This window comes from Mesorhizobium sp. B2-4-19, assembly GCF_006441315.1.
Classification (GTDB): domain Bacteria; phylum Pseudomonadota; class Alphaproteobacteria; order Rhizobiales; family Rhizobiaceae; genus Mesorhizobium.
Map to the genome: position 1 here is coordinate 172,329 of NZ_VFUV01000003.1, position 19,481 is coordinate 191,809.

At 64.3% G+C, this 19,481-nt stretch carries 20 protein-coding genes; 1 reads left to right on the forward strand and 19 read right to left on the reverse strand.

The genetic code is table 11. From position 1 onward, the window contains the following. Positions 1-18 precede the first annotated feature (18 nt). The 4 genes from FJ546_RS06915 to FJ546_RS06930 all read right to left on the reverse strand — a co-directional run bounded on the left by FJ546_RS06915 (position 19) and on the right by FJ546_RS06930 (position 3,277). Positions 19-990, reverse strand: a complete 972-nt coding sequence (locus FJ546_RS06915; RefSeq protein ID WP_140888650.1) for a beta-ketoacyl-ACP synthase III — start codon at positions 988-990, stop codon at positions 19-21. Between the two features lie 9 nt (positions 991-999). Next, positions 1,000-2,070 (reverse strand): phosphate acyltransferase PlsX, encoded by a 1,071-nt coding sequence (gene plsX, locus FJ546_RS06920; RefSeq protein WP_140888651.1) that lies wholly within the window; start codon positions 2,068-2,070, stop codon positions 1,000-1,002. A gap of 113 nt (positions 2,071-2,183) precedes the next feature. Next, complete coding sequence (locus tag FJ546_RS06925; RefSeq protein ID WP_140888652.1) at positions 2,184-2,732, reverse strand: DUF177 domain-containing protein; 549 nt, start codon at positions 2,730-2,732, stop codon at positions 2,184-2,186. Continuing rightward, the gene (locus FJ546_RS06930; protein ID WP_140888653.1) at positions 2,732-3,277 is read right to left on the reverse strand and encodes a ubiquinol-cytochrome C chaperone family protein; all 546 of its coding nucleotides are present in this window, start codon (positions 3,275-3,277) and stop codon (positions 2,732-2,734) included. The genes FJ546_RS06925 and FJ546_RS06930 overlap by 1 nt, the downstream gene beginning before the upstream one ends. 115 nt (positions 3,278-3,392) lie before the next feature. On the opposite strand from FJ546_RS06930, the gene FJ546_RS06935 reads away from it, so the two are divergent. Beyond that, complete coding sequence (locus FJ546_RS06935; protein ID WP_027046739.1) at positions 3,393-3,908, forward strand: outer membrane protein assembly factor BamE; 516 nt, start codon at positions 3,393-3,395, stop codon at positions 3,906-3,908. Positions 3,909-4,142: 234 nt separating this feature from the next. Here the strand turns inward: FJ546_RS06935 and FJ546_RS06940 are convergent, their stop codons facing one another. The 15 genes from FJ546_RS06940 to FJ546_RS07010 all read right to left on the reverse strand — a co-directional run bounded on the left by FJ546_RS06940 (position 4,143) and on the right by FJ546_RS07010 (position 19,372). Continuing rightward, the gene (locus FJ546_RS06940) at positions 4,143-6,284 is read right to left on the reverse strand and encodes a sodium-translocating pyrophosphatase (RefSeq protein ID WP_140888654.1); all 2,142 of its coding nucleotides are present in this window, start codon (positions 6,282-6,284) and stop codon (positions 4,143-4,145) included. A 260-nt stretch (positions 6,285-6,544) separates the two neighbouring features. Then, positions 6,545-7,294 carry an ABC transporter permease gene (locus FJ546_RS06945; protein WP_140888655.1) on the reverse strand — a complete coding sequence of 250 codons (750 nt, stop codon included), beginning with the start codon at positions 7,292-7,294 and terminating at the stop codon, positions 6,545-6,547. After that, entirely contained in the window at positions 7,291-8,229 is a 939-nt protein-coding gene (locus FJ546_RS06950) for an ABC transporter ATP-binding protein (protein ID WP_095788441.1), read from the reverse strand. The genes FJ546_RS06945 and FJ546_RS06950 overlap by 4 nt, the downstream gene beginning before the upstream one ends. Then, positions 8,226-9,389, reverse strand: a complete 1,164-nt coding sequence (locus FJ546_RS06955; RefSeq protein ID WP_140888656.1) for an ABC transporter permease — start codon at positions 9,387-9,389, stop codon at positions 8,226-8,228. The genes FJ546_RS06950 and FJ546_RS06955 overlap by 4 nt, the downstream gene beginning before the upstream one ends. A 55-nt stretch (positions 9,390-9,444) precedes the next feature. Then, positions 9,445-10,356, reverse strand: coding sequence for an ABC transporter substrate-binding protein (locus FJ546_RS06960; RefSeq protein WP_140888657.1), 912 nt, complete (start codon positions 10,354-10,356; stop codon positions 9,445-9,447). 180 nt (positions 10,357-10,536) lie between these two features. Then, positions 10,537-11,754: an MFS transporter gene (locus FJ546_RS06965; protein WP_140888658.1), complete on the reverse strand. Its 1,218-nt coding sequence runs from the start codon at positions 11,752-11,754 to the stop codon at positions 10,537-10,539. Then, the gene (gene nusB / locus FJ546_RS06970) at positions 11,751-12,251 is read right to left on the reverse strand and encodes a transcription antitermination factor NusB (RefSeq protein ID WP_019857616.1); all 501 of its coding nucleotides are present in this window, start codon (positions 12,249-12,251) and stop codon (positions 11,751-11,753) included. The genes FJ546_RS06965 and nusB overlap by 4 nt, the downstream gene beginning before the upstream one ends. Next, complete coding sequence (gene ribH / locus FJ546_RS06975; protein WP_140888659.1) at positions 12,248-12,742, reverse strand: 6,7-dimethyl-8-ribityllumazine synthase; 495 nt, start codon at positions 12,740-12,742, stop codon at positions 12,248-12,250. The genes nusB and ribH overlap by 4 nt, the downstream gene beginning before the upstream one ends. Positions 12,743-12,851: 109 nt before the next feature. Further along, positions 12,852-13,469, reverse strand: coding sequence for a riboflavin synthase (locus FJ546_RS06980; protein ID WP_140888660.1), 618 nt, complete (start codon positions 13,467-13,469; stop codon positions 12,852-12,854). A 12-nt stretch (positions 13,470-13,481) separates the two neighbouring features. Beyond that, entirely contained in the window at positions 13,482-14,612 is a 1,131-nt protein-coding gene (gene ribD, locus FJ546_RS06985) for a bifunctional diaminohydroxyphosphoribosylaminopyrimidine deaminase/5-amino-6-(5-phosphoribosylamino)uracil reductase RibD (protein WP_181167840.1), read from the reverse strand. 2 nt (positions 14,613-14,614) lie between these two features. Then, a complete protein-coding gene (nrdR, locus tag FJ546_RS06990) occupies positions 14,615-15,094 on the reverse strand; it encodes a transcriptional regulator NrdR (protein ID WP_010915593.1) in 480 nt (159 codons plus the stop codon). 95 nt (positions 15,095-15,189) lie between these two features. Then, positions 15,190-15,519 (reverse strand): GlpM family protein, encoded by a 330-nt coding sequence (locus FJ546_RS06995; RefSeq protein ID WP_019857610.1) that lies wholly within the window; start codon positions 15,517-15,519, stop codon positions 15,190-15,192. Positions 15,520-15,545: 26 nt separating this feature from the next. After that, positions 15,546-16,124, reverse strand: a complete 579-nt coding sequence (locus tag FJ546_RS07000) for a hypothetical protein (protein ID WP_181167863.1) — start codon at positions 16,122-16,124, stop codon at positions 15,546-15,548. A 97-nt stretch (positions 16,125-16,221) separates the two neighbouring features. Further along, positions 16,222-17,535, reverse strand: coding sequence for a serine hydroxymethyltransferase (glyA, locus tag FJ546_RS07005; protein ID WP_095770440.1), 1,314 nt, complete (start codon positions 17,533-17,535; stop codon positions 16,222-16,224). 193 nt (positions 17,536-17,728) lie between these two features. Further along, complete coding sequence (locus FJ546_RS07010) at positions 17,729-19,372, reverse strand: Na+/H+ antiporter (protein ID WP_140888662.1); 1,644 nt, start codon at positions 19,370-19,372, stop codon at positions 17,729-17,731. Between the last annotated feature and the right edge of the window lie 109 nt (positions 19,373-19,481).

A 19,481-nucleotide genomic window follows, 5' to 3' on the forward strand; every position in this document is an offset into this window, starting at 1 on the left:
AACCGAGCCGTTCGGCACTTACCAGCGAACCAGAACGGCGCCCCAGGTGAAGCCGCCGCCCATCGCTTCCAGGAGGACGAGGTCGCCCTTCTTGATGCGGCCATCGGCAACGGCCACCGACAGCGCCAGCGGCACGGAAGCAGCCGAGGTGTTACCGTGCAAATCGACCGTAACCACCACCTTTTGCTCTGCTATCCCGAGCTTCTTGGCGGATGCGTCAATAATTCGTTTATTGGCCTGGTGCGGTACGAACCAGTCGAGATCATCGGCCGTTATGCCGGCGGCGGAGAAGGTTGCCTCGATGACGTCAGTGATCATGCCGACGGCATGCTTGAAGACTTCGCGGCCTTCCATCCTGAGGTGACCGACTGTTCCCGTGGTCGACGGTCCGCCGTCGACGAAAAGCTTGTCCTTGTGCACGCCGTCGGAGCGCAGGCTGGCCGCCAGGACGCCGCGGTCGGCAATCGTGCCGGCCCCCTCGCCCGCCTCCAGGACAAGTGCCCCTGCGCCATCGCCGAACAGCACGCAGGTCGAGCGGTCGCTCCAGTCGAGGATGCGCGAGAACGTTTCCGAGCCGATCACCAGCACACGTTTGGCAAGCCCCCCACGGATGTAGAGGTCGGCTGTCGTCACCGCATAGACGAAGCCCGAACACACCGCCTGCATGTCGAAGGCGAAGCCGTGATGCATGCCGAGCCGGTTCTGGATCTCGACCGCGGTGGCCGGGAATGTGTTGTTGGGCGTCGACGTTGCCAGCACGATCAGGTCGATGTCATCCGGCGTCAGCCCGGCATTGGCAAGGGCGGCACGTGCCGCGGCCTCTCCCAGGGAAGCCGTCGTCTCGTCGTCGGCCGCGATATGACGCTGGCGGATGCCGGTACGCTGGGCGATCCACTCGTCCGAGGTTTCAACCATGCCCTCGAAATCGGCATTCTTCATGATGCGGCGGGGCAGCGCGGCGCCCATGCCGCGCACGACTGATCTGATCAAAGTTCTTTCCTATTCCTTCGCGTCGGTAACGACGTCGGATTTCCGGGATGACAGGGCACGTGGGTTGCGCGCATGAAACAGGTCCAGGTCGGCTTCGATGCGGTCGAGCAGATTGTTGCGCACCATGTCATAGCCGAGCTCGATCGCTGCGGCGAACCCGTCCGAATCGGCACCGCCATGGCTTTTGACGACAATGCCGCTCAGTCCCAGGAAGACGCCGCCATTGGAGCGGCCGACATCCATCTTTTCGCGCAGGCGATCGAAGGCGCCCTTGGCGAAGACATAGCCGATCTTGGCCATCAGGGTGCGGCTCATCGCGGCGCGCAGATAGCCCGCGATCTGTCGGGCGGTGCCTTCCGCGGTCTTCAGCGCGATGTTGCCGGCGAAGCCCTCCGTGACGACCACGTCGACCGTACCTTTGCCGATATCGTCGCCTTCGACGAAGCCATGATAGTTCATCGAGGCCATGTTGGCCTCGCGCAGCATGCGCCCTGCCTCCTTGACCTCTTCCTGGCCCTTGATCTCTTCGACGCCGACATTGAGCAGGCCGACGGTGGGCCGGGCAATGCCGAATACGGCGCGCGCCATGCCGGTGCCGAGAATGGCAAAGTCAATGAGCTGTTGCGCATCGGCGCCAATGGTGGCCCCGACGTCCAGAACCACGCTTTCGCCGCGCAATGTCGGCCACAATGCCGCGATCGCCGGGCGATCGATGGTGGCCATGGTGCGCAGGCAGAATTTCGACATCGCCATCAGCGCGCCGGTGTTGCCGGCGGAGATGCAAGCGTCAGCGGCACCTGACTTGACCGCTTCCACCGCCTTCCACATCGACGACTTCCAGCGGCCATGGCGCAATGCCTGGCTGGGCTTGTCGTCCATCCTGACCGCGATCTCGCAATGGAAGAATTCGCTCACCTCGGCCAATTTGGGGAACTTGCCCAGCTCGGGGCGCACAAGTTCCTCACGCCCGTAAATGACGAAGCGGATGTCGGGACGGCGAGTCGCGACCGTCATGAGCGCCGGAATGACCACGGCTGGTCCGTGATCGCCGCCCATGGCATCGATGGAAATCCTGATCACGCGGTATTCATCTCACGGTTAGGCGGCAGGTGGCTTTAGTGATCGCGAAGGTTCGGCGAAAATAGCGGTTTTGGCTTTTCACACAACCGGCTTTTCCATCGCGGGCGAGGTTTTCAGGATTTTCCCAGCAAGGATCGCAGCTTTTGCTGAAATTCATTCTCCACCGCTTCGGTATCGCCGCCGGCATCCAGCGACGCGCCCGACTTGCGCGGATAGGGGTCGATCGCCAGGCCGAAGAACTGCTCGGCGAGAGCGCCGACATCGATCGTGTCGCCGGAGAATGTTTCGGGGCTGTCGGGCCCGTCCGCATCGAGCAGGATCTCGCCACCGCCCTCGAACCCCTGCCGCCCGAGCTTGGAATCCTCGGGCAACAGCAGCGCCTCGACCGGCTCGTCGATATGCGCTTCAACGGGATCGAGCGTGACGATGCAGGCCTGCGTGATATCGGCCTCAACACGGCCGCTGACCTTGACGCCATTGCGCTTCCAGGAAGCGACAAGGAGTTCGGCGCGATAGGCTTCGACCGACAGCAGTCCGTGCTCCTCGGCGAGCGCGGCGCGCTGGGCGGCATCGGCCTCGATCACCACTGGCAGGCCCTTCTGCGGCAGCCGGGCGACATTGGCGAAAAAGGAAACCGGGCTTCGCGGATCAGCATGTTTCATCAAGCACCTCCCTTGGCGAGCGGAAACACCGCCGTGCCGGAAACGATCGATTCGGACGGCTGCGCGGCCAGTTGCCGGCAGGCGTCGGCGACATAGTCGGCCAATTGCGGCGCCTCCGGCCACGTGCCGGCATCGGGCCAAACATTGCGTGCAAGTGCCGCGGTCAGGCCGTCGCGATCGTTTCTTTCCAGCGCATCATCATAGGCGGCGGTGCGGCCATAGAACATCTTCGCCAGTTTCTTCATGCGCTTGGGCACGCCGACATCGCCAATGCCCAGTTCCCGCAGCGAATGATCGACGTCGAGAAAGAACTCGTCGATCAGCACCTGAGCGATCTCCTGCGCCACGCCGTCTTCGCCGCGCAAGCGATGCTGGAACAGGAACATATGCAGCGAAAGCATCTCGAAACGGCCGAGCGGCGTGTCCGGCACATTCCAGTGGGAATAAAATACGGTCTGCCGCGCCGCCGCCACGATTTGTGCGTAAAGCGCGTCCGTTATGGCGCGGTTGGCGTGGCGTTCGCGACCAAAAAGGCGCTGGAACATGGGGATGGTCTCCCGGGGACCTTTAGTTGAATTGGCCTTGTTGCATCGGCAGGCAAGCTGGTTTACCGGTTTTGCGGCCCAGCGCAAGTTGCGGCGATATAATGGAGAATTGTTGTTGCGCGCGCTGAATTTCAAGTCGACCTTCTCGTCCAGGCCTGCCGGCGCGATCTCGCTGCTGCTCGTCGTTTCGGCGCTTTCGGCGTGTCACACCAACAAGATGATCGGCGACCTCAATCCGAGCGAGACGTTCACGCAAGGTTATGTCTACGACCAGCAGGCCGTCGATTCGGTGCCAGTCGGTTCCAGCCGTGAGCAGGTGCTTCTGGCGCTTGGCACGCCGTCGACCACGGCGACTTTCGACAACGAGGCATTTTATTACATTTCGCAGACGCGCAAGCGCTATGTCGCCTTCGACAAGCCCAGGCTCGTCGACCAGAAAGTTCTGGCGGTCTATTTCGGCGCCGATGGCCGCGTCACACAGATCGCCAATTATGGCATGAAGGACGGCAAGATTTTCGACTTCATCTCGCGCACCACGCCGACTGGCGGCAAGGACCAGAACTTCCTCAGCCAGATCATCAACGGCGCCAGCAAGCTGGCGCCCGGCATCCCCGGCGGCGGCACTCCCTGATCATCAGACCCTGCTTCCCCTTGGGAAGGCAGCACCATCTCAGGCGACCAAAAGCCCGTGGGAGCGATCCCACGGGCTTTTGTTTGGCCAAGGCGAGCCAGGCTGGCGAGGACGGGGGCGAGCCGGCGCCAGATCGAGCGAATCTTTGGGGGAAGTGGACGGTGGAACCTGACGGAGCCAAAAAAACCGCGGGGATCGCTCCCCGCGAGTTTCTATCTGACGGGCACGGTCCGTTCAGCCATGCGCAAGCACGGCCAGAAGCAGGAGCGCGACGATGTTGGTGATCTTGATCGCCGGATTGACCGCGGGGCCGGCGGTGTCCTTGTAGGGATCACCGACCGTATCGCCCGTCACCGAAGCCTTGTGCGCCTCGGTTCCCTTGAGATGCTTGACGCCGTCCTTGTCGACAAAGCCGTCCTCGAACGACTTTTTCGCGTTGTCCCAGGCGCCACCGCCCGAAGTCATCGAGATGGCGACGAACAGGCCGTTGACGATGACGCCGAGCAGCGAGGCGCCGAGGGCGGCGAAGGCCGAGGCCTTCGAACCCGAGATCAAGAGCACGCCGAAATAGACGACGAGCGGTGCCAGCACCGGCAGCAGTGACGGGATGATCATTTCCCGGATCGCCGCCTTGGTCAGAAGGTCGACGGCACGCGCATAGTTCGGCTTGGAGGTGCCGGCCATGATGCCGGGATCCTCGCGGAACTGCTTGCGCACCTCCTCGACGATGGCGCCCGCAGCGCGGCCGACGGCCGTCATGGCGATGCCGCCGAACAGATAGGGGATCAGGCCGCCGAAGATCAGGCCGGCGACGACGTAAGGATTGGAGAGATCGAAGGAAATCTCGCCCATGCCCTGGAAGTAGGGATATTTGTCGCCGTTGGCGGCAAAGAACTTCAGGTCGTTCGAGTAGGCGGCGAACAGCACCAATGCGCCGAGACCTGCCGAGCCGATGGCATAGCCCTTGGTCACGGCCTTCGTGGTGTTGCCGACAGCGTCGAGCGCGTCGGTGGAGTGGCGCACTTCCTTGGGCAGACCGGCCATTTCGGCAATGCCGCCGGCATTGTCGGTGACCGGGCCGAAAGCGTCGAGAGCGACGATCATGCCGGCGAGGCCGAGCATGGTGGTGACGGCGATCGCCGTGCCGTAGAGGCCGGCGAGCTGGTAGGTCGAGATGATGCCGCCGACGATGACGATGGCCGGCAACGCCGTCGATTCCAGCGAGACCGCTAGGCCCTGGATGACGTTGGTGCCGTGGCCGGTGACCGACGCCTGGGCGATCGAGTTGACCGGGCGCTTGTTGGTGCCGGTGTAGTATTCGGTGATCACCACGATCAAACCCGTCACCGCAAGGCCGATCAGGCCACAGATGAAGAGGTTCTTGCCGGTGATGACCATGCCGGCGACCGTGCCGATCGCGCCCCAGCCAAGGCATACCGAGGTGGCGACGCCAAGGCCGACGATCGACAACAGACCGGTGACGATCAGGCCCTTGTAGAGCGCACCCATGATCGAACCGTTGGCGCCGAGCTTGACGAAGAAGGTGCCGACGATCGAGGTCAGGATGCAGGCGCCGCATATGGCGAGCGGATAGAGCATCGCGGCGCCGAGAACGGCGGTGCCGCCGAAGAAGATGGCACCGAGAACCATGGTGGCGACGACCGTCACCGCATAGGTCTCGAACAGGTCGGCGGCCATGCCGGCACAGTCGCCGACATTGTCGCCGACATTGTCGGCGATGGTGGCCGGGTTGCGCGGATCGTCCTCGGGAATGCCGGCTTCGACCTTGCCGACCAGATCGCCGCCGACATCGGCGCCCTTGGTGAAGATACCGCCGCCGAGACGGGCGAAGATGGAGATCAGCGAGGCACCGAAGCCGAGCGAGACCAGCGAGTCGATAACGATGCGGTCATTGGGCTGCAGGCCCATGGGACCGGTCAGGATGAGGTAGTAGATCGAGACGCCGAGCAGCGCCAGGCCCGCCACCAGCATGCCGGTGATGGCGCCCGACTTGAAGGCGATGTCGAGACCGGCGGCCAGACTGTTGGAGGCCGCCTGTGCGGTGCGCACGTTGGCACGCACGGAAACATGCATGCCGATGAAGCCGGCAGCGCCGGACAGGACGGCGCCGATCAGGAAGCCGATCGCGGCGGTGATCGAAAGCAGCCACCAGGCGAGCAAGAGCACGACCACGCCGACGATGGCGATGGTGGTGTACTGGCGCGCCAGATAGGCTTGCGCGCCTTCGCGGATGGCGGCGGAGATTTCCTGCATGCGTGCGTTGCCCTGGTCGGACGCAAGGACCGAACGTGTCGCCCAGATAGCGTACAGGACAGAAAGCAAGCCGCAGGCGATGACGGCGGAAATAATGGTCATTGCCGATTTTTCCTCGATTGTTGGCCCAAATGAACCCCTCCCTGGGCCGATGAGACAAAGATGGAATCCCGCGTACGGAATCCGCCTCTTCGCATCGGTGTATGCGAAACAGTGCCGCGAACGTCAAGATATTGTTCAGTTTTTGCCCGGCTTTTGCCCAAAAGACAAAAGTCGCGACGACCTGCCTGGCATGGTCCTTCATTTAGATCGATTGAAATGACGCAAGGGATGATGCCGACAGGCCATCAGCATCCAAGGAACTACTCCGCCTCGCGTCCCATGCGCCGCGCCGCATAGCGCTCGATCGCCGACAATCCGTCATAGATCAGCACGGCAAGGGCCGCCACGATCAGGCCGCCCTGCAGGATGAAAGCAAGATTGTTGGACAGAAGGCCAGCGATGATCACCTCGCCCAGCGTCTTGGCGGCAACCGTCGAGCCTATGGTGGCGGTGGCCAGGCTGATCACCACCGAGAGCCTGATGCCGCCCAGGATGATCGGCGCGCTGAGTGGCAGCTCGACCTTGGTGAGCCTTTGCCAGCCGGTCATGCCCGCGCCGCGCGCGGCCTCGACGACATTGGCCGGCAGCGTCGTCAGCCCGGTCAGAGCATTCTCGAAGATCGGCAGCAGGCCATAGAGAAACAGCGCGATCAGCGTCGGCTTCTCGCCGAAGCCGACAGCCGGCACGGCGAGCGCCAGAACCGCCACCGGCGGGAAAGTCTGGCCGATATTGACCAGGCTGCGCGACAGCGGCAGGAATTCGGCGCCAGCCGGCCTGGTGACTAGGATGGCCAGTGCCACCGCAACGATGGTCGCGGCGACGGTGGCGATCAGCACGGTGCGCAGATGCAGCAGCGTCAGCGTCAGCAGGCTGCCCTGATTGTAGATCACCGGCGCGTTGTTCTCGGTCAGCGGCTTGAGCAGCGGCTCAAACCAGTCCGGACTGGTGACGAACGCCACAAGCAACACCACCAGCGCAAGCCTGAGCAGCAAAGGCAGCCAGGCTTTCATGCCGGCCTCGCCGCCCGCTTGACCAGCCCATCCACCGTAACGCGGCCGAGCGGCTTGCCGTCAGCGCCTTTGACCGGCAGCGCCGGCCGGCCTGTCCACAGGAGTTCAGCCAGCGCATCGCGCTGGCTGGCATCGCCGGGGATGGCTTCGCCCTCGGCGGCGCCGATCTCCACCGCGTCACGCACCCGTCCCAGCGACAGCAGCCTGAACGGCCTTTCGCTGGCGCCGACCAGGGTCTCGACGAAGCTGCTGGCCGGGTTTGCCAGGATCTCGGCGGGTTTGGCGTATTGCACGAGCTTGCCGGCATCCATGACGGCGATCTTGTCGCCCATGTGCACGGCCTCTTCCATGTCGTGGGTGACGAGGATGATGGTGGTGCCGAAGCGCTTCTGGATCGCCAGCAGATCTTCCTGCGCCTTGGTGCGGATGATCGGATCGAGCGCGCCGAACGGCTCGTCCATCAACAGCACGTTGGGTTCGGCAGCGAGCGCGCGGGCCACTCCGACCCGCTGCTGCTGGCCACCGGACAGTTCGTGCGGGTAGCGCGGTCCGAATTCCTGGGGGTCGAGCTGGTAGAGCGTCATCAGCTCATCGACGCGCGCCTTGATGCGATCCTTGTCCCAGCCAAGCAGCACCGGAACAGTGGCGATGTTCTGCGCCACGGTGCGATGTGGAAACAGGCCGTGGCCCTGGATGGCATAGCCGATGCTTCGGCGCAGCTCGTAGCCCGGCACCGAACGATTGTCGGCGCCGTCGAGCTTGATTATGCCAGCGGTCGGTTCGACCAGCCGGTTGATCATGCGCAGCAGCGTCGTCTTGCCCGAGCCCGAGGTGCCGACAATGACGGCGATGGTACGTGGTTCGATGACCATCGAGACGTCGTCGACGACGGTGGTCGTGTCATAGCGCTTGGTGATGCCTTCGATCTCGATCATGCCGTTTCAACCCTGCGCTTGGTGGCGGTCATTTCGATCACTGCGTCGAGGATGATGGCGGCGGCGAAGGCGAGCGCCACGGTCGGCACCGCGCCGAGCAGCACCAGGTCCATCGCGGTCTGGCCAACGCCCTGGAAGACGAAGACGCCAAAGCCGCCGCCACCGATCAGCGCTGCGATGGTGGCAAGGCCGATATTCTGCACCAGCACGATGCGGATGCCGGTGAGGATCACCGGAAAGGCCAGCGGGAATTCGACGCCGAACAGGCGCTGGCGGTCGGTCATGCCCATGCCGCGCGCCGCGTCGTTGGCGGCGCGCGGCACACCGGCGAGGCCGACCACGGTGTTGGCCACAACCGGTAGCAGCGAATAGAGGAACAAGGCGACGAAGGCCGGCGCCGTGCCGATGCCTCGAATGCCGAGCGCGGCCGCTCCCGGCACATGCGTGGCGATCCAGCCGAGCGGCGCAATCAGCAGGCCAAACAGCGCGATCGAAGGAATGGTCTGGATGATGTTGAGCACGTTGAGCACACCGGCCCGCAGCCTTTCGACACGATGACAAAGTATGCCGAGCGGCAGGCCGACGACGACCGCCGCAAGCAGCGAGCCAAGCGCCAGCGTCACATGCTTGGACCCTTCGGCCCAGAAACTGTCGGCCCGGTTGGCGTATTCCTTGAGGATGGAAAGGTCGTTCCAGGCCCCCGACACCAAAAGCAGCCCAATGGCCCCGGCGGCGGCGGCCAGCACACCGACACGGGCCCATGGCGACAGGTTCAGCCTCGTCAGCACGTCCGCCAGCAAAAGCGTGAAGGCAAAGATGAGCGCCCAGAAGCCGGAGGCCGGCGATACCCTGGCAAAGGAGTTGCCGACCGGCGTCAAGAATGTGCCAGCGACGCCGACGAGCAGCGCGAGCGCGGTAAGCGCCACGACACTGGCCGCAAGGCGCAGCATAAGCGGTGTCCTGAAGAGCGCTACGAGCGCCGCGACGATCACGATAGCCATCAGCAATGGCCCGGCGGCTGCTGGCAGCGCCTCGAGAATCGAGCGCGCCTGGCCCGGAACGATCCGATTGGCGCGGAACGTGGCGAAGGGAGCGAGGAATGCCGCATAGGCCGCGATCGCGGCAGTGACCACGCCGAGCTTGTCGAAACGGATGTTCACGCCCTCCCCCGTCGGTCGTTCCGGCGCGCCACGTGAGCGGCGCGCCGGAATCGTCCTACTTCAGAAAGCCGTTCTTCTTCAGGAAGTCCTCGGCGACGCCCTTGACCGGCTCGCCGCCAACCTGCACACGGCCGTTCAGTTCCTGCAGCGTGACCAGGTCAAGCTTGGCGAAGACCGGCTTCAGCAACGTCTCGATCTCGGGATGTTGCTTGAGCACGGATTCGCGGATGATGGGCGCCGGCTGGTAGACCGGCTGCACGGCCTTGTCGTCCTCGAGCACGACAAGGCCCGACGGCGCGATGCCGCCATCGGTGCCGTAGACCATGGCGGCGTTGGCGCCACTGGTCTGGTTGGCGGCCGCGGCGATGGTCGCCGCCGTGTCACCGCCCGATAGCGTGATCAGTTGGTCCGGCTTCAGCTTGAAGCCGTAGGTGGTCTGGAAGGCCGGAAGGGCGGCCGCCGAGTTGACGAACTCGGCGGAAGCCGCGAGCACCACCTTGCCGCCGCCGGCGACGTATTTGCCGAAGTCCGACAGCGTCACGAGCTTGTTCTGATCCGTCACTTCCTTGCGCAGGGCGATCGCCCAGGTGTTGTTGGCCGGTGCCGGCGACAGCCAGACGATCTTGTTGGCGTCGTAGTCGAGCTTCTTGGCCGTCTCGTAGGCCTTGGCGGCGTCCTTCCAGACCGGGTCGTCGGCCTTCTCGAAGAAGAAGGCGGCGTTGCCGGTGTATTCGGGATAGATGTCGATCTCGCCGGCGGTGATCGCCTTGCGCACCACAGGCGTGCCGCCGAGCTGGATGCGGTCTGATGTCTTGATGTTGTTGGCGTTGAGAACGAGCTGGATGATGTTGCCGAGCACGCCGCCCTCGGTATCGATCTTCGAGGAGACGACCACCTGAGCACTGGCGGAAGCGGCCGTGATGGCCAGCGCCAATGCCGCGCCGGCGAAAACCTTGACTGAAAACATCGTGAAAACCCTTTGCTGTGAACCGGAATGCGGCGGCCGCATATGAGCATGGCTTCAACGGCCAGTCGGGGCACACGGTTTCATAACAATAGGCACAGACGCAATAATTTTGTTTCGGATCGGCAGTTTCAACCGACGCAATCCTGACAGCATCACGTCAGCTCGACAGCAGTTTTGGGATCAGGTGCGCGCGTTGCGCGGGGCCGTCAACTTGAGCGTGCCGAGGGCCACGAAGCACAGAACGGTGACCGGAAAGATCATCCAGTTCAGCATCTCCCAACCCCAGGCGTTGTAGACCATGCCCGACAGCAGCGACGCGCAGGCGACGGAGCCGAACAGGACGAAGTCGTGGAACCCCTGCACCTTGCCCTTTTCCGACGGCCGGTAGCTGGCCGCGACCATGGCGGTGGCGCCGATGAAGCCGAAATTCCAACCAAGGCCGAGCAGGATCAGCGAGGTCCAGAATTGCCACAGCGCCAGGCCCGACAAGGCAACGGCAGCACAGCCGATGAGCATGATCAGGCCGATGGCGACAATGCGCTCGGCGCCGAAGCGATGGATCAGCGAGCCGGTGAAGAAGCTCGGCGCGAACATCGCCATGACGTGCCAGGAAATGCCCAGCGTCGCATCGTCCTCCGACAGGCCGCAACCGACCATGGCCAGCGGCGCGCCGGTCATGACGAAGCTCATCAGCGCATAACTGCCGACGGCGCAGAACAGCGCGGCGACGAAGCGCGGCCTGGTGACGATTTCGGACAGGGGCCTGGCATCACCGCCGGAAACGTCAACCTTGCTCGCCACCTTCGCCGGCAGGCGCAGAAACGACAGGATCATCGCGCCGACGGCTGCCAGCGGCAGGATGGAGGCGAACGATCCGGCAAACATCACCGGTGCGAACAATTCCCGGGTGAAGATGACGATCTGCGGCCCGAGGATGGCGGTGATAATGCCGCCTGCCAGCACGAAGGAGATGGCGCGCGCCTTGAACTGCGGCGGCGCGTTGTCGGCGGCGGCGAAGCGGAATTGCTGGACGAAGGCGCCACCGATGCCGATCACCAGCAAAGCGAACGCGAACAACCAGAAACTGCCGTGGAAAAGCGCTAGTGTGGCAATCAGGCCGCCAAGCGCGGTGACGACCGTTCCGGTCATGAAGCCGCCGCGCTGGCCCAGCTGGCGGATAATGGCCGCGGCGGGCAAGGCACCGAGCGCGACGCCGATGTTGAAGCCGGTAATAGGCGCCGTCGCCAGCGATTTGTCGGCACCGAGCAGGTATTGGCCGGCCAGCGCGCCCATAGAAATGGCGATGGGTGCCGCCGAGCCGATAATCGCCTGCGATGCGGCGAGGATCAGCGTGGTGCGCCGCGCCTCCCTGCCCGTCTCGATGGCGATGGCCGTCACGATGCGTCCTTGCCGCGCCCCTCGCCGCGCACCCGGCGTGACACGCGGTCGAGCACGGCATTGACGAGTTTCGGCTCGTCTTCCTCGTAGAAGGCCTTGGCAATGTCGACATATTCCGAAACGATGACCGCCACCGGCACGTCCTCGCGCTTCATCAATTCATAGACGCCGGCGCGCATAATGGCGCGCAGCGTCGAATCGAGTCTCGACAGCGGCCAATCATCGGTCAACGCCTGGCGGATGACTGGATCGATGGTCTTCTGGTTCTCGACGACGCCGGTCAGGATGGCGCGGAACCATTGCGCATCCGCCTCGCGATAGAGCGCGCCGTCGACTTCCTTGCCAAGCCGGAACGCCTCATATTCGGCGGTGATCTCGAAGACACCGCTGCCGGCGACATCCATCTGATAGAGCGCCTGCACGGCGGCCAGACGGGCCGCGCCACGCTTGTTGGCATGGCGCACAGCGGGCTGTCCGGGCGAAGCGGGTTCGCTCACGATCGCGCTCCCAATTGTTCCTTGAGCGCGATCATGGTCAGCGCCGCACGCGCGGCAAAGCCGCCCTTGTCGCCTTCCGAGCGCTTGGCCCGCGTCCATGCCTGGGCATCGTTCTCGGTGGTCACGATGCCGTTGCCGACACAGACCGAGTCCTGCACGGACAGGTCCATCAGCGCACGGCTGGATTCATTGGCGACGATATCGAAGTGATAGGTGTCGCCACGGATGATCGTGCCGAGCGCGACAAACCCATCGTAATTGGTGCCGCCTTCCGCCGCGCCGTCCAGCGCGAAGGTGATCACTGCGGGAATTTCGAGCGAACCTGGAACGGTGACGACGTCGTAAGTCGCGCCCGCTTCATCGAGCGCGCTCGTCGCGCCGTCGAGCAGCGCGTCGGCAAGGCCGTCGTGAAAGCGCGCCTCGACAATCAGCAGATGCGCCTTCGCCTTCGGACGAATAAAGGCTTTGCCGTGTTGGGATGTACCAGCCATAAAAGTCTCCGGGGGGTTGCCGGTGACTTAGGCCGAAGCCGGATTGATCGCAAGCGGAAGATTGCTGGAGGGTGTCGGACGCGTTGGACCGGCTGGTCCGGCAGACTTTCTAGAGCCCCTCTTTCGCCGCCTCCGCCAGGCGCGCGGCGTAACGGGCCATGGTGTCGATCTCGAGATTGACGCCGTCGCCGACCTTGCGCTCGCCCCAGGTGGTCACGGTCAGCGAGTGGTGGATCAACAGCACGTCGAAGCGGGTGCCCTCGACCTTGTTGACGGTGAGCGAGGTGCCGTCGAGCGCGACGGAGCCCTTCGGTGCGATGAATTTGGCCAGATGGCGCGGTGCCTCCAGCGTGAAGCGCACCGCGTCGCCCTCGTCCTTGCGCTCGACGATCTCGGCGGTTCCGTCGACATGGCCCGATACGATGTGGCCGCCGAGTTCGTCGCCGATCTTCAGCGCCCGCTCGAGATTGAGCTTGGTGCCGGATTTCCAGCTCGAGGCCGTGGTCAGCCGCAAGGCCTCTTCCCAAGCCTCGACCTCGAACCAGCGCGCGTTCGAGCCATGTTCGGGCAGCGCCGTGACCGTCAGGCAGACGCCGCCGCAAGAAATCGAGGCGCCAATGGCGATGGTTTCGGGGTCATAGGCGGTATCGATGCGCAGGCCGACGCCTTCGCTGAGCGGCTTGATGGCCGCGACGGTGCCGATATCGGTGACAATTCCGGTAAACATCGATGCTGATCCCTAGAGGTCCCTTACCCACTCGGCGTAGCTGTCCTCGCCGAAGCGCATCTCGCGCAGTTTGCGGAAGCCTGCCGGGATATGGTCGGCATCGACCGGCGATGCAATGCCATCCTCGCCAATCGCCTCCGGCCCCTGGAACAACACGATGCGGTCAACCAGATCTTCGTCCAGGAATGCCTTGGCGACCTGGGCGCCGCCCTCGACAAGCACGCTTGCCATGCCGAGCGCCGCCAGGTCTTCGAGCAGTTCCGGCAAGGCGACGACGCCGTCATGGGTTTCGGTGCCGATGAAGCGTACGCCGGCGCGTTCGAGTGCCGAGCGACGGTGCGGATCGGCTTCAAGACAGGCGGCGACATAGAGCGGCACGCGGTCGACACCGGAAACCAGCCTCGAGGCTTCCGGCAGCCGGATCTGGCGATCGAGGATGATGCGCGCCGGCGAACGGTTTTCCAGCCCCGGCAGGCGAACGGTCAGCGCCGGATCGTCTTCCAGCGCCGTGCCGATGCCAATCAGTATGGCATCGGACTCCGCGCGCATCAGATAGACGTCGCGGCGCGCGATCTCGCCGGTGATCGCGACCTGGCCGGCGCCTTTCCTGCCGATCTTGCCATCGCTCGAAAGCGCAAGCTTCAGCGTCACTTCCGGCCGTTTTCGCAGAGATCGAATCAAATAGCCCGCCATCTGCTCGGCGGCTTCCGCAGCCAGGACCTTCTCCACCACCTCGATGCCGGCGGCGCGCAGGATGGCATAGCCCTTGCCGGAGACGCGCGGATCCGGATCGCTGGCAGCCCCCACGACACGCGCAATGCCGGCATTGACCAGTGCATTGGCGCAAGGCGGCGTGCGGCCGTGGTGCGCGCAAGGTTCTAGCGTGACATAGGCCGTGGCGCCACGCGCCAGTTCACCGGCCTCGGCGAGCGCCTCGGTCTCGGCATGCGGCCGGCCGCCGACCGCGGTGACGCCGGTACCGACGATCATCGACCCCGCGCCGTCATCGCGCACGATCAGCGTGCCGACGGAAGGATTGGTGGAGGTGCGGCCGGCATTCCTGCGCGAAAGCCGCAAGGCGGCGGCCATGAAACGGCGATCAAGGGCCGCTTGTTCGGCCTCGCTCAGTTGCGATGCTGCCATGCTCAGCCGGCGTCCTCTTCACTCTTGTCTTCGTCGCCCTTCAATTCGCCCAGGAGTTCATGGAAATCCTTGGCCTCGCGGAAATTGCGGTAGACCGAGGCAAAACGCACATAGGCGACGTCATCGAGCGACTTCAGCGCCTCCATGACCAGCCGGCCGACCTCGCCGGAGGCCACTTCCGTCTCTCCGGAGCTTTCGAGCTGGCGCACGATGCCGGTCACCGCGCGGTCGATGCGTTCGGGATCGACATTGCGCTTGCGCACCGCGATCTCGACCGAGCGCAGCAGCTTGTCGCGGTCGAACGGCACTTTACGGCCCGACTTCTTGACCACGACCAGATCGCGTAGCTGCACGCGCTCGAAGGTGGTGAACCGGCCGCCGCAATCGGGGCAGACACGCCGCCTGCGGATCGCCGCGCCATCCTCGGCGGGGCGCGAATCCTTCACCTGCGTATCTTCGGACTGGCAATAGGGACAGCGCATGGAGAGCCTTGGGTTCGCGAATCTGGTGAGGCGAAAGGCTTAGAGCCTTTCCCACCGGGATTGAAGCTGTTCCGTCTCTTCAACGGACTGCAGCATCAGAGATAGCGAGGCGCGAGGAAGATTGCCAGCGCGGCAACCAGCCAGACGGCGATGCCGCCGGCAACAGCCAGGCGATAGTCGACCTTGTCGATGAACAACCAGCAGGCGCCGAGGAAGGCAAGATAGGCGGGAATTGTCTTCATTCCGGCAAGGCAGGCATCGCGGAAGCCGCCCGGATCGCCCTTGGCGCCGACGGCGAGCAAGGCAATGACGGCAAAGGTCGGCGCCAGCGGCAGGATACCTGGCAGGACATTGCCGCGCTTGGACGCCCAGACGATCAGCGCCGTCACCAGCCCGCCGACCACACCCTTCCAGACAATGTCCATCCGCGGTCCCTACTGCGGCCGAGCCGTCACGGCGCGACATCCTTGGTCGGGAAGCCACAAGACGTTCCGAGGTTGCGGTAGGCCTTGGTGAAGCCGTCCATCGGGATGCTGGCGAAGGCCTGCTTGCCGAAAGTCACGTCGAGCGAGGCGACCTGACGCATGGCTCGCAGCAGCGCGAGACTGGTCTTGGCCTGATTGTCGACCGTCCAGCTCGGACGGCCGATGCCGGCATCGTTGGAATAGACGGTTGCCGAAACCTTGACGCCGGGATCGCCGAACGTCGCCGCGATCTTCTTGCCGGTCGGCAGTTGCTTGTTGTCGACGGTGAGCATGATGGCGGGATAGGCATCAGGCGGCAGCGGATCGCCGGTCGAGATCGACAAGGTCAGCGTGCCCGAATTGCCGCTCGCGTCGAAGAACGCCGTCGAAGCCGCGCAGGTCTTGTGCGCATCCTGGCCGGTATCGAGTGTATCGACCATGGTTGTCCATCGGCCGAAGGTGCTCGTGGCAGGCATGTCCGGAGCGGGCTGTGTCTGCGCCGAAGCAAGCCCACAGACAGCCAGCCAGCCGATAGCGCCGAGTAAGGCGATACGAAAATTGCGCATCATCGTTTCTCCAGTTCCATGCGCCACCCGATCAGGGGTGGCGCACCGACGGCGGATAAAAGATGACGCTTCGCGCCTGGTCAATCGATAAGGATGGTCAGCCGAGATAGGGATAGAGCGGAAAACGATCGGTCAGCGCCACGACCTTGGCCTTGACCGCCGCCTCGACCGCGGCATTGCCCTCGTCCGAATTGGCGACCTTGAGACCATCCAGCACTTCGGCGATCAGCTTGCCGATCTCGCGGAATTCGGCCTGGCCGAAGCCGCGCGTTGTGCCGGCCGGCGTGCCGAGGCGCACGCCCGAGGTGACGAAGGGCTTTTCCGGGTCGAAGGGAATGCCGTTCTTGTTGCAAGTGATGTTGGCACGGCCAAGGGCTGCCTCGGCGCGCTTGCCGGTGGCGTTCTTGGGGCGCAAATCGACCAGCATCAGATGGTTGTCGGTGCCGCCGGAGACGATGTCGAGGCCCGTCTCCTTGAGGCTCGAAGCCAGCGCCTTGGCGTTGGCGGCCACACTCTCGGCATAGACCTTGAAGCTCGGCTTAAGCGCCTCGCCGAAGGCCACCGCCTTGGCGGCGATGACATGCATCAGCGGGCCGCCCTGCAGGCCGGGGAACACCGCCGAATTCATCTTCTTGGCAATCTCTTCGTCGTTGCACAGGATCATGCCGCCGCGCGGGCCGCGCAGCGACTTGTGCGTCGTGGTCGTCACCACATGGGCGTGCGGCAATGGCGAGGGATGCACGCCGCCCGCCACCAGGCCAGCTATGTGGGCCATGTCGACCATCAAATACGCGCCGACCGCATCCGCGATCTCGCGAAAGCGCTTCCAGTCCCAGATGCGCGAATAGGCGGTGCCACCGGCCAGGATCAGCTTCGGCTTGGTCTCATGCGCGGTCTTCTCGATCGCGTCCATGTCGAGCAGATGGTCTTCCTTGCGCACGCCGTAGGAGACGACCTTGAACCACTTGCCGCTCATGTTGACCGGCGAGCCATGGGTGAGATGGCCGCCGGAATTGAGGTCGAGGCCCATGAAGGTGTCGCCGGGTTGCAGCAGCGCCAGGAACACCGCCTGGTTCATCTGGCTGCCGGAGTTCGGCTGGACATTGGCGAAATTGCAGCCGAACAGCTTCTTCGCCCGCTCGATGGCCAGTTCCTCGGCCACGTCGACGAACTGGCAGCCGCCATAGTAGCGCTTGCCCGGATAGCCCTCGGCATATTTGTTGGTCATGATCGACCCCTGCGCCTCGAGCACCGCGCGGGAAACGATGTTTTCCGAGGCGATCAGCTCGATCTCGTGGCGCTGGCGACCGAGTTCATTGCGGATGGCACCGAAAATCTCCGGATCGGCGTCTTCCAGCGTGGTTTCGAAGAAGGATTCGAATTTGTTCGACGCTGCCGCTGCTGTTGCCATGGCCTGAAATCCTCCGGTTCGGGGCAATTTGTTTATGCTTATCGTTGCCCCAAAACCGCTGCGCACTTTTGGGCGACACGCATTGCCGCGCCATTAACACAGTTGTTTTCGACCCGCCACGTTTGCGGCGCGAAATTTGCTGGCCGGTTTGCGGCAGAGACTGCAAATCCGCAGCCGCCGAGCACCGCCGGTGCTATTTCCGTGTCTGCCTGCCGTTCAGAAGGGCTTCCGTCAGGGTGATCTCGGTGAACAGCGCCCGAGCTGTGTGGTCGTTGATCTCGCCGCGGCGAAGCATGGCGCGCAAGGCGTCACGCTCGGCAGCGATGCCGGCGAGCCTCAGATCGATCTCCAGCCTTCCCGCCTCCCGCACCTCGGCGCGCGCCTCATCGGCCTCGTCGGACGCCGCGATGCGGCGCCGGTAGGCCGCGACAATGCCGTTGGCGGCGGCGAGCTTGAGGCCGGGCACATCGCCCTCCTCTTCATCCGTCTGGGCGATGCTTTCGAGGTGGGCGATCGCCGCCTTCGCAGCGCCGACGCGCGCCATGCGTTCCTCGGCGGCAGCGGCGTCTTCGCCGGGCTCGACCAGCCCGCGCGCGATCACCGGCAAGGCCAGGCTGGCGATCACAAGGGAGCAGATGATGACCCCGGCGGCGAGGAAGATGACCAGGTCACGCGCGGGGAATGGCGAACCGTCCTGCAGGGCCAGCGGCAGCGACAATATGCCGGCCAGCGTGATGGCGCCGCGCACGCCGGCCACCGATCCGGCGAGCCGCACGCGCAGGCCGAACGGTTCGGCCTTACGCTTGCCGAGCCGCGCCGCAAAACCCGCCGTGATGTCGCCAATCCAGATCCAGAGGAAACGGAGCGCGACCAGGCAAAGGGTCAGCAGCAGGACCGTCAGCACCGGCTCGAGCAGCCAATGGCGGCTGGACAGCTCCGGTGGCACCTTGCGGATGATTTCGGGAAGCTGCAGGCCGAGCACGATGAACAGCGCGCCGTTGAAGACGAAGGAAAACGTCGTCCAGAGCGAGATCGTCTGCATGCGCGCCGAGACGCCGAGAAAGCGGAATATGCCGGTGCTCCCGGTCAAGAGACCGGCGGTCACCGCGGCCAGGATGCCCGAGGCCCCGAAATGCTCGGCGCCGAGATAGGCGACGAAGGGAAGCAGGATGGTGATCAGCACCTGCGCCTCGGCAGGCACGCCGCCGATGCGGTTCAAGAGTTGCAGCGCCTTGGCGGCGACGAACAAGGCCGCCACGCCGGCCAGGATACCGACCGCCACGGCGTAGACAAAACTCAGCGAAGCGGCGGCGAAGGAAAAACTGCCGGTCAATGCCGCCGCGACGGCAAAGCGGAACATGACCAGGCCCGACGCATCGTTGAGCAGGGACTCGCCTTCCAGAATGTGCATCAGCCGCGCCGGAACGACGTTCCGGTCGACGATCGAGGAGACGGCCACCGCATCGGTTGGCGATAGCACGGCCGCGAGCGCGAAGGCCACGACCAGCGGAATGCTCGGCACCAGCCAGTGCAGGGCATAGCCGAAACCGACAATGGTGAAGAAGACGAGGCCGATGGCAAGGTCGAGGATCGGCCCGCGCAGCGCCATCAGCTCGCGCTTGGGCGCGGCGAAGGCGTCGCTGAACAGCAGCGGCGGAATGAACACCAGCAGGAACAGTTCCGGATCGATCTCGACATGAATGCCGCGCACCGGCCAGGCAAGGGCAGCACCTATGGCGATCTGCAGGACCGGCAGCGGCACCCGCACCAGCCGCACCAGGGCGCCGGAAACAGCGACGAAGACCAGCACGACGAGGACGAAGATAGCGGCTTGCATGGCACGATTCCGGCTGTTTTGCGAACCATGCGCAATCGTCGTCCTCGCGTCCAGACAGCGCCGGGACGGCGATGGCCGAGGCCGGCCTATATTCGCGGTATAGAAAACG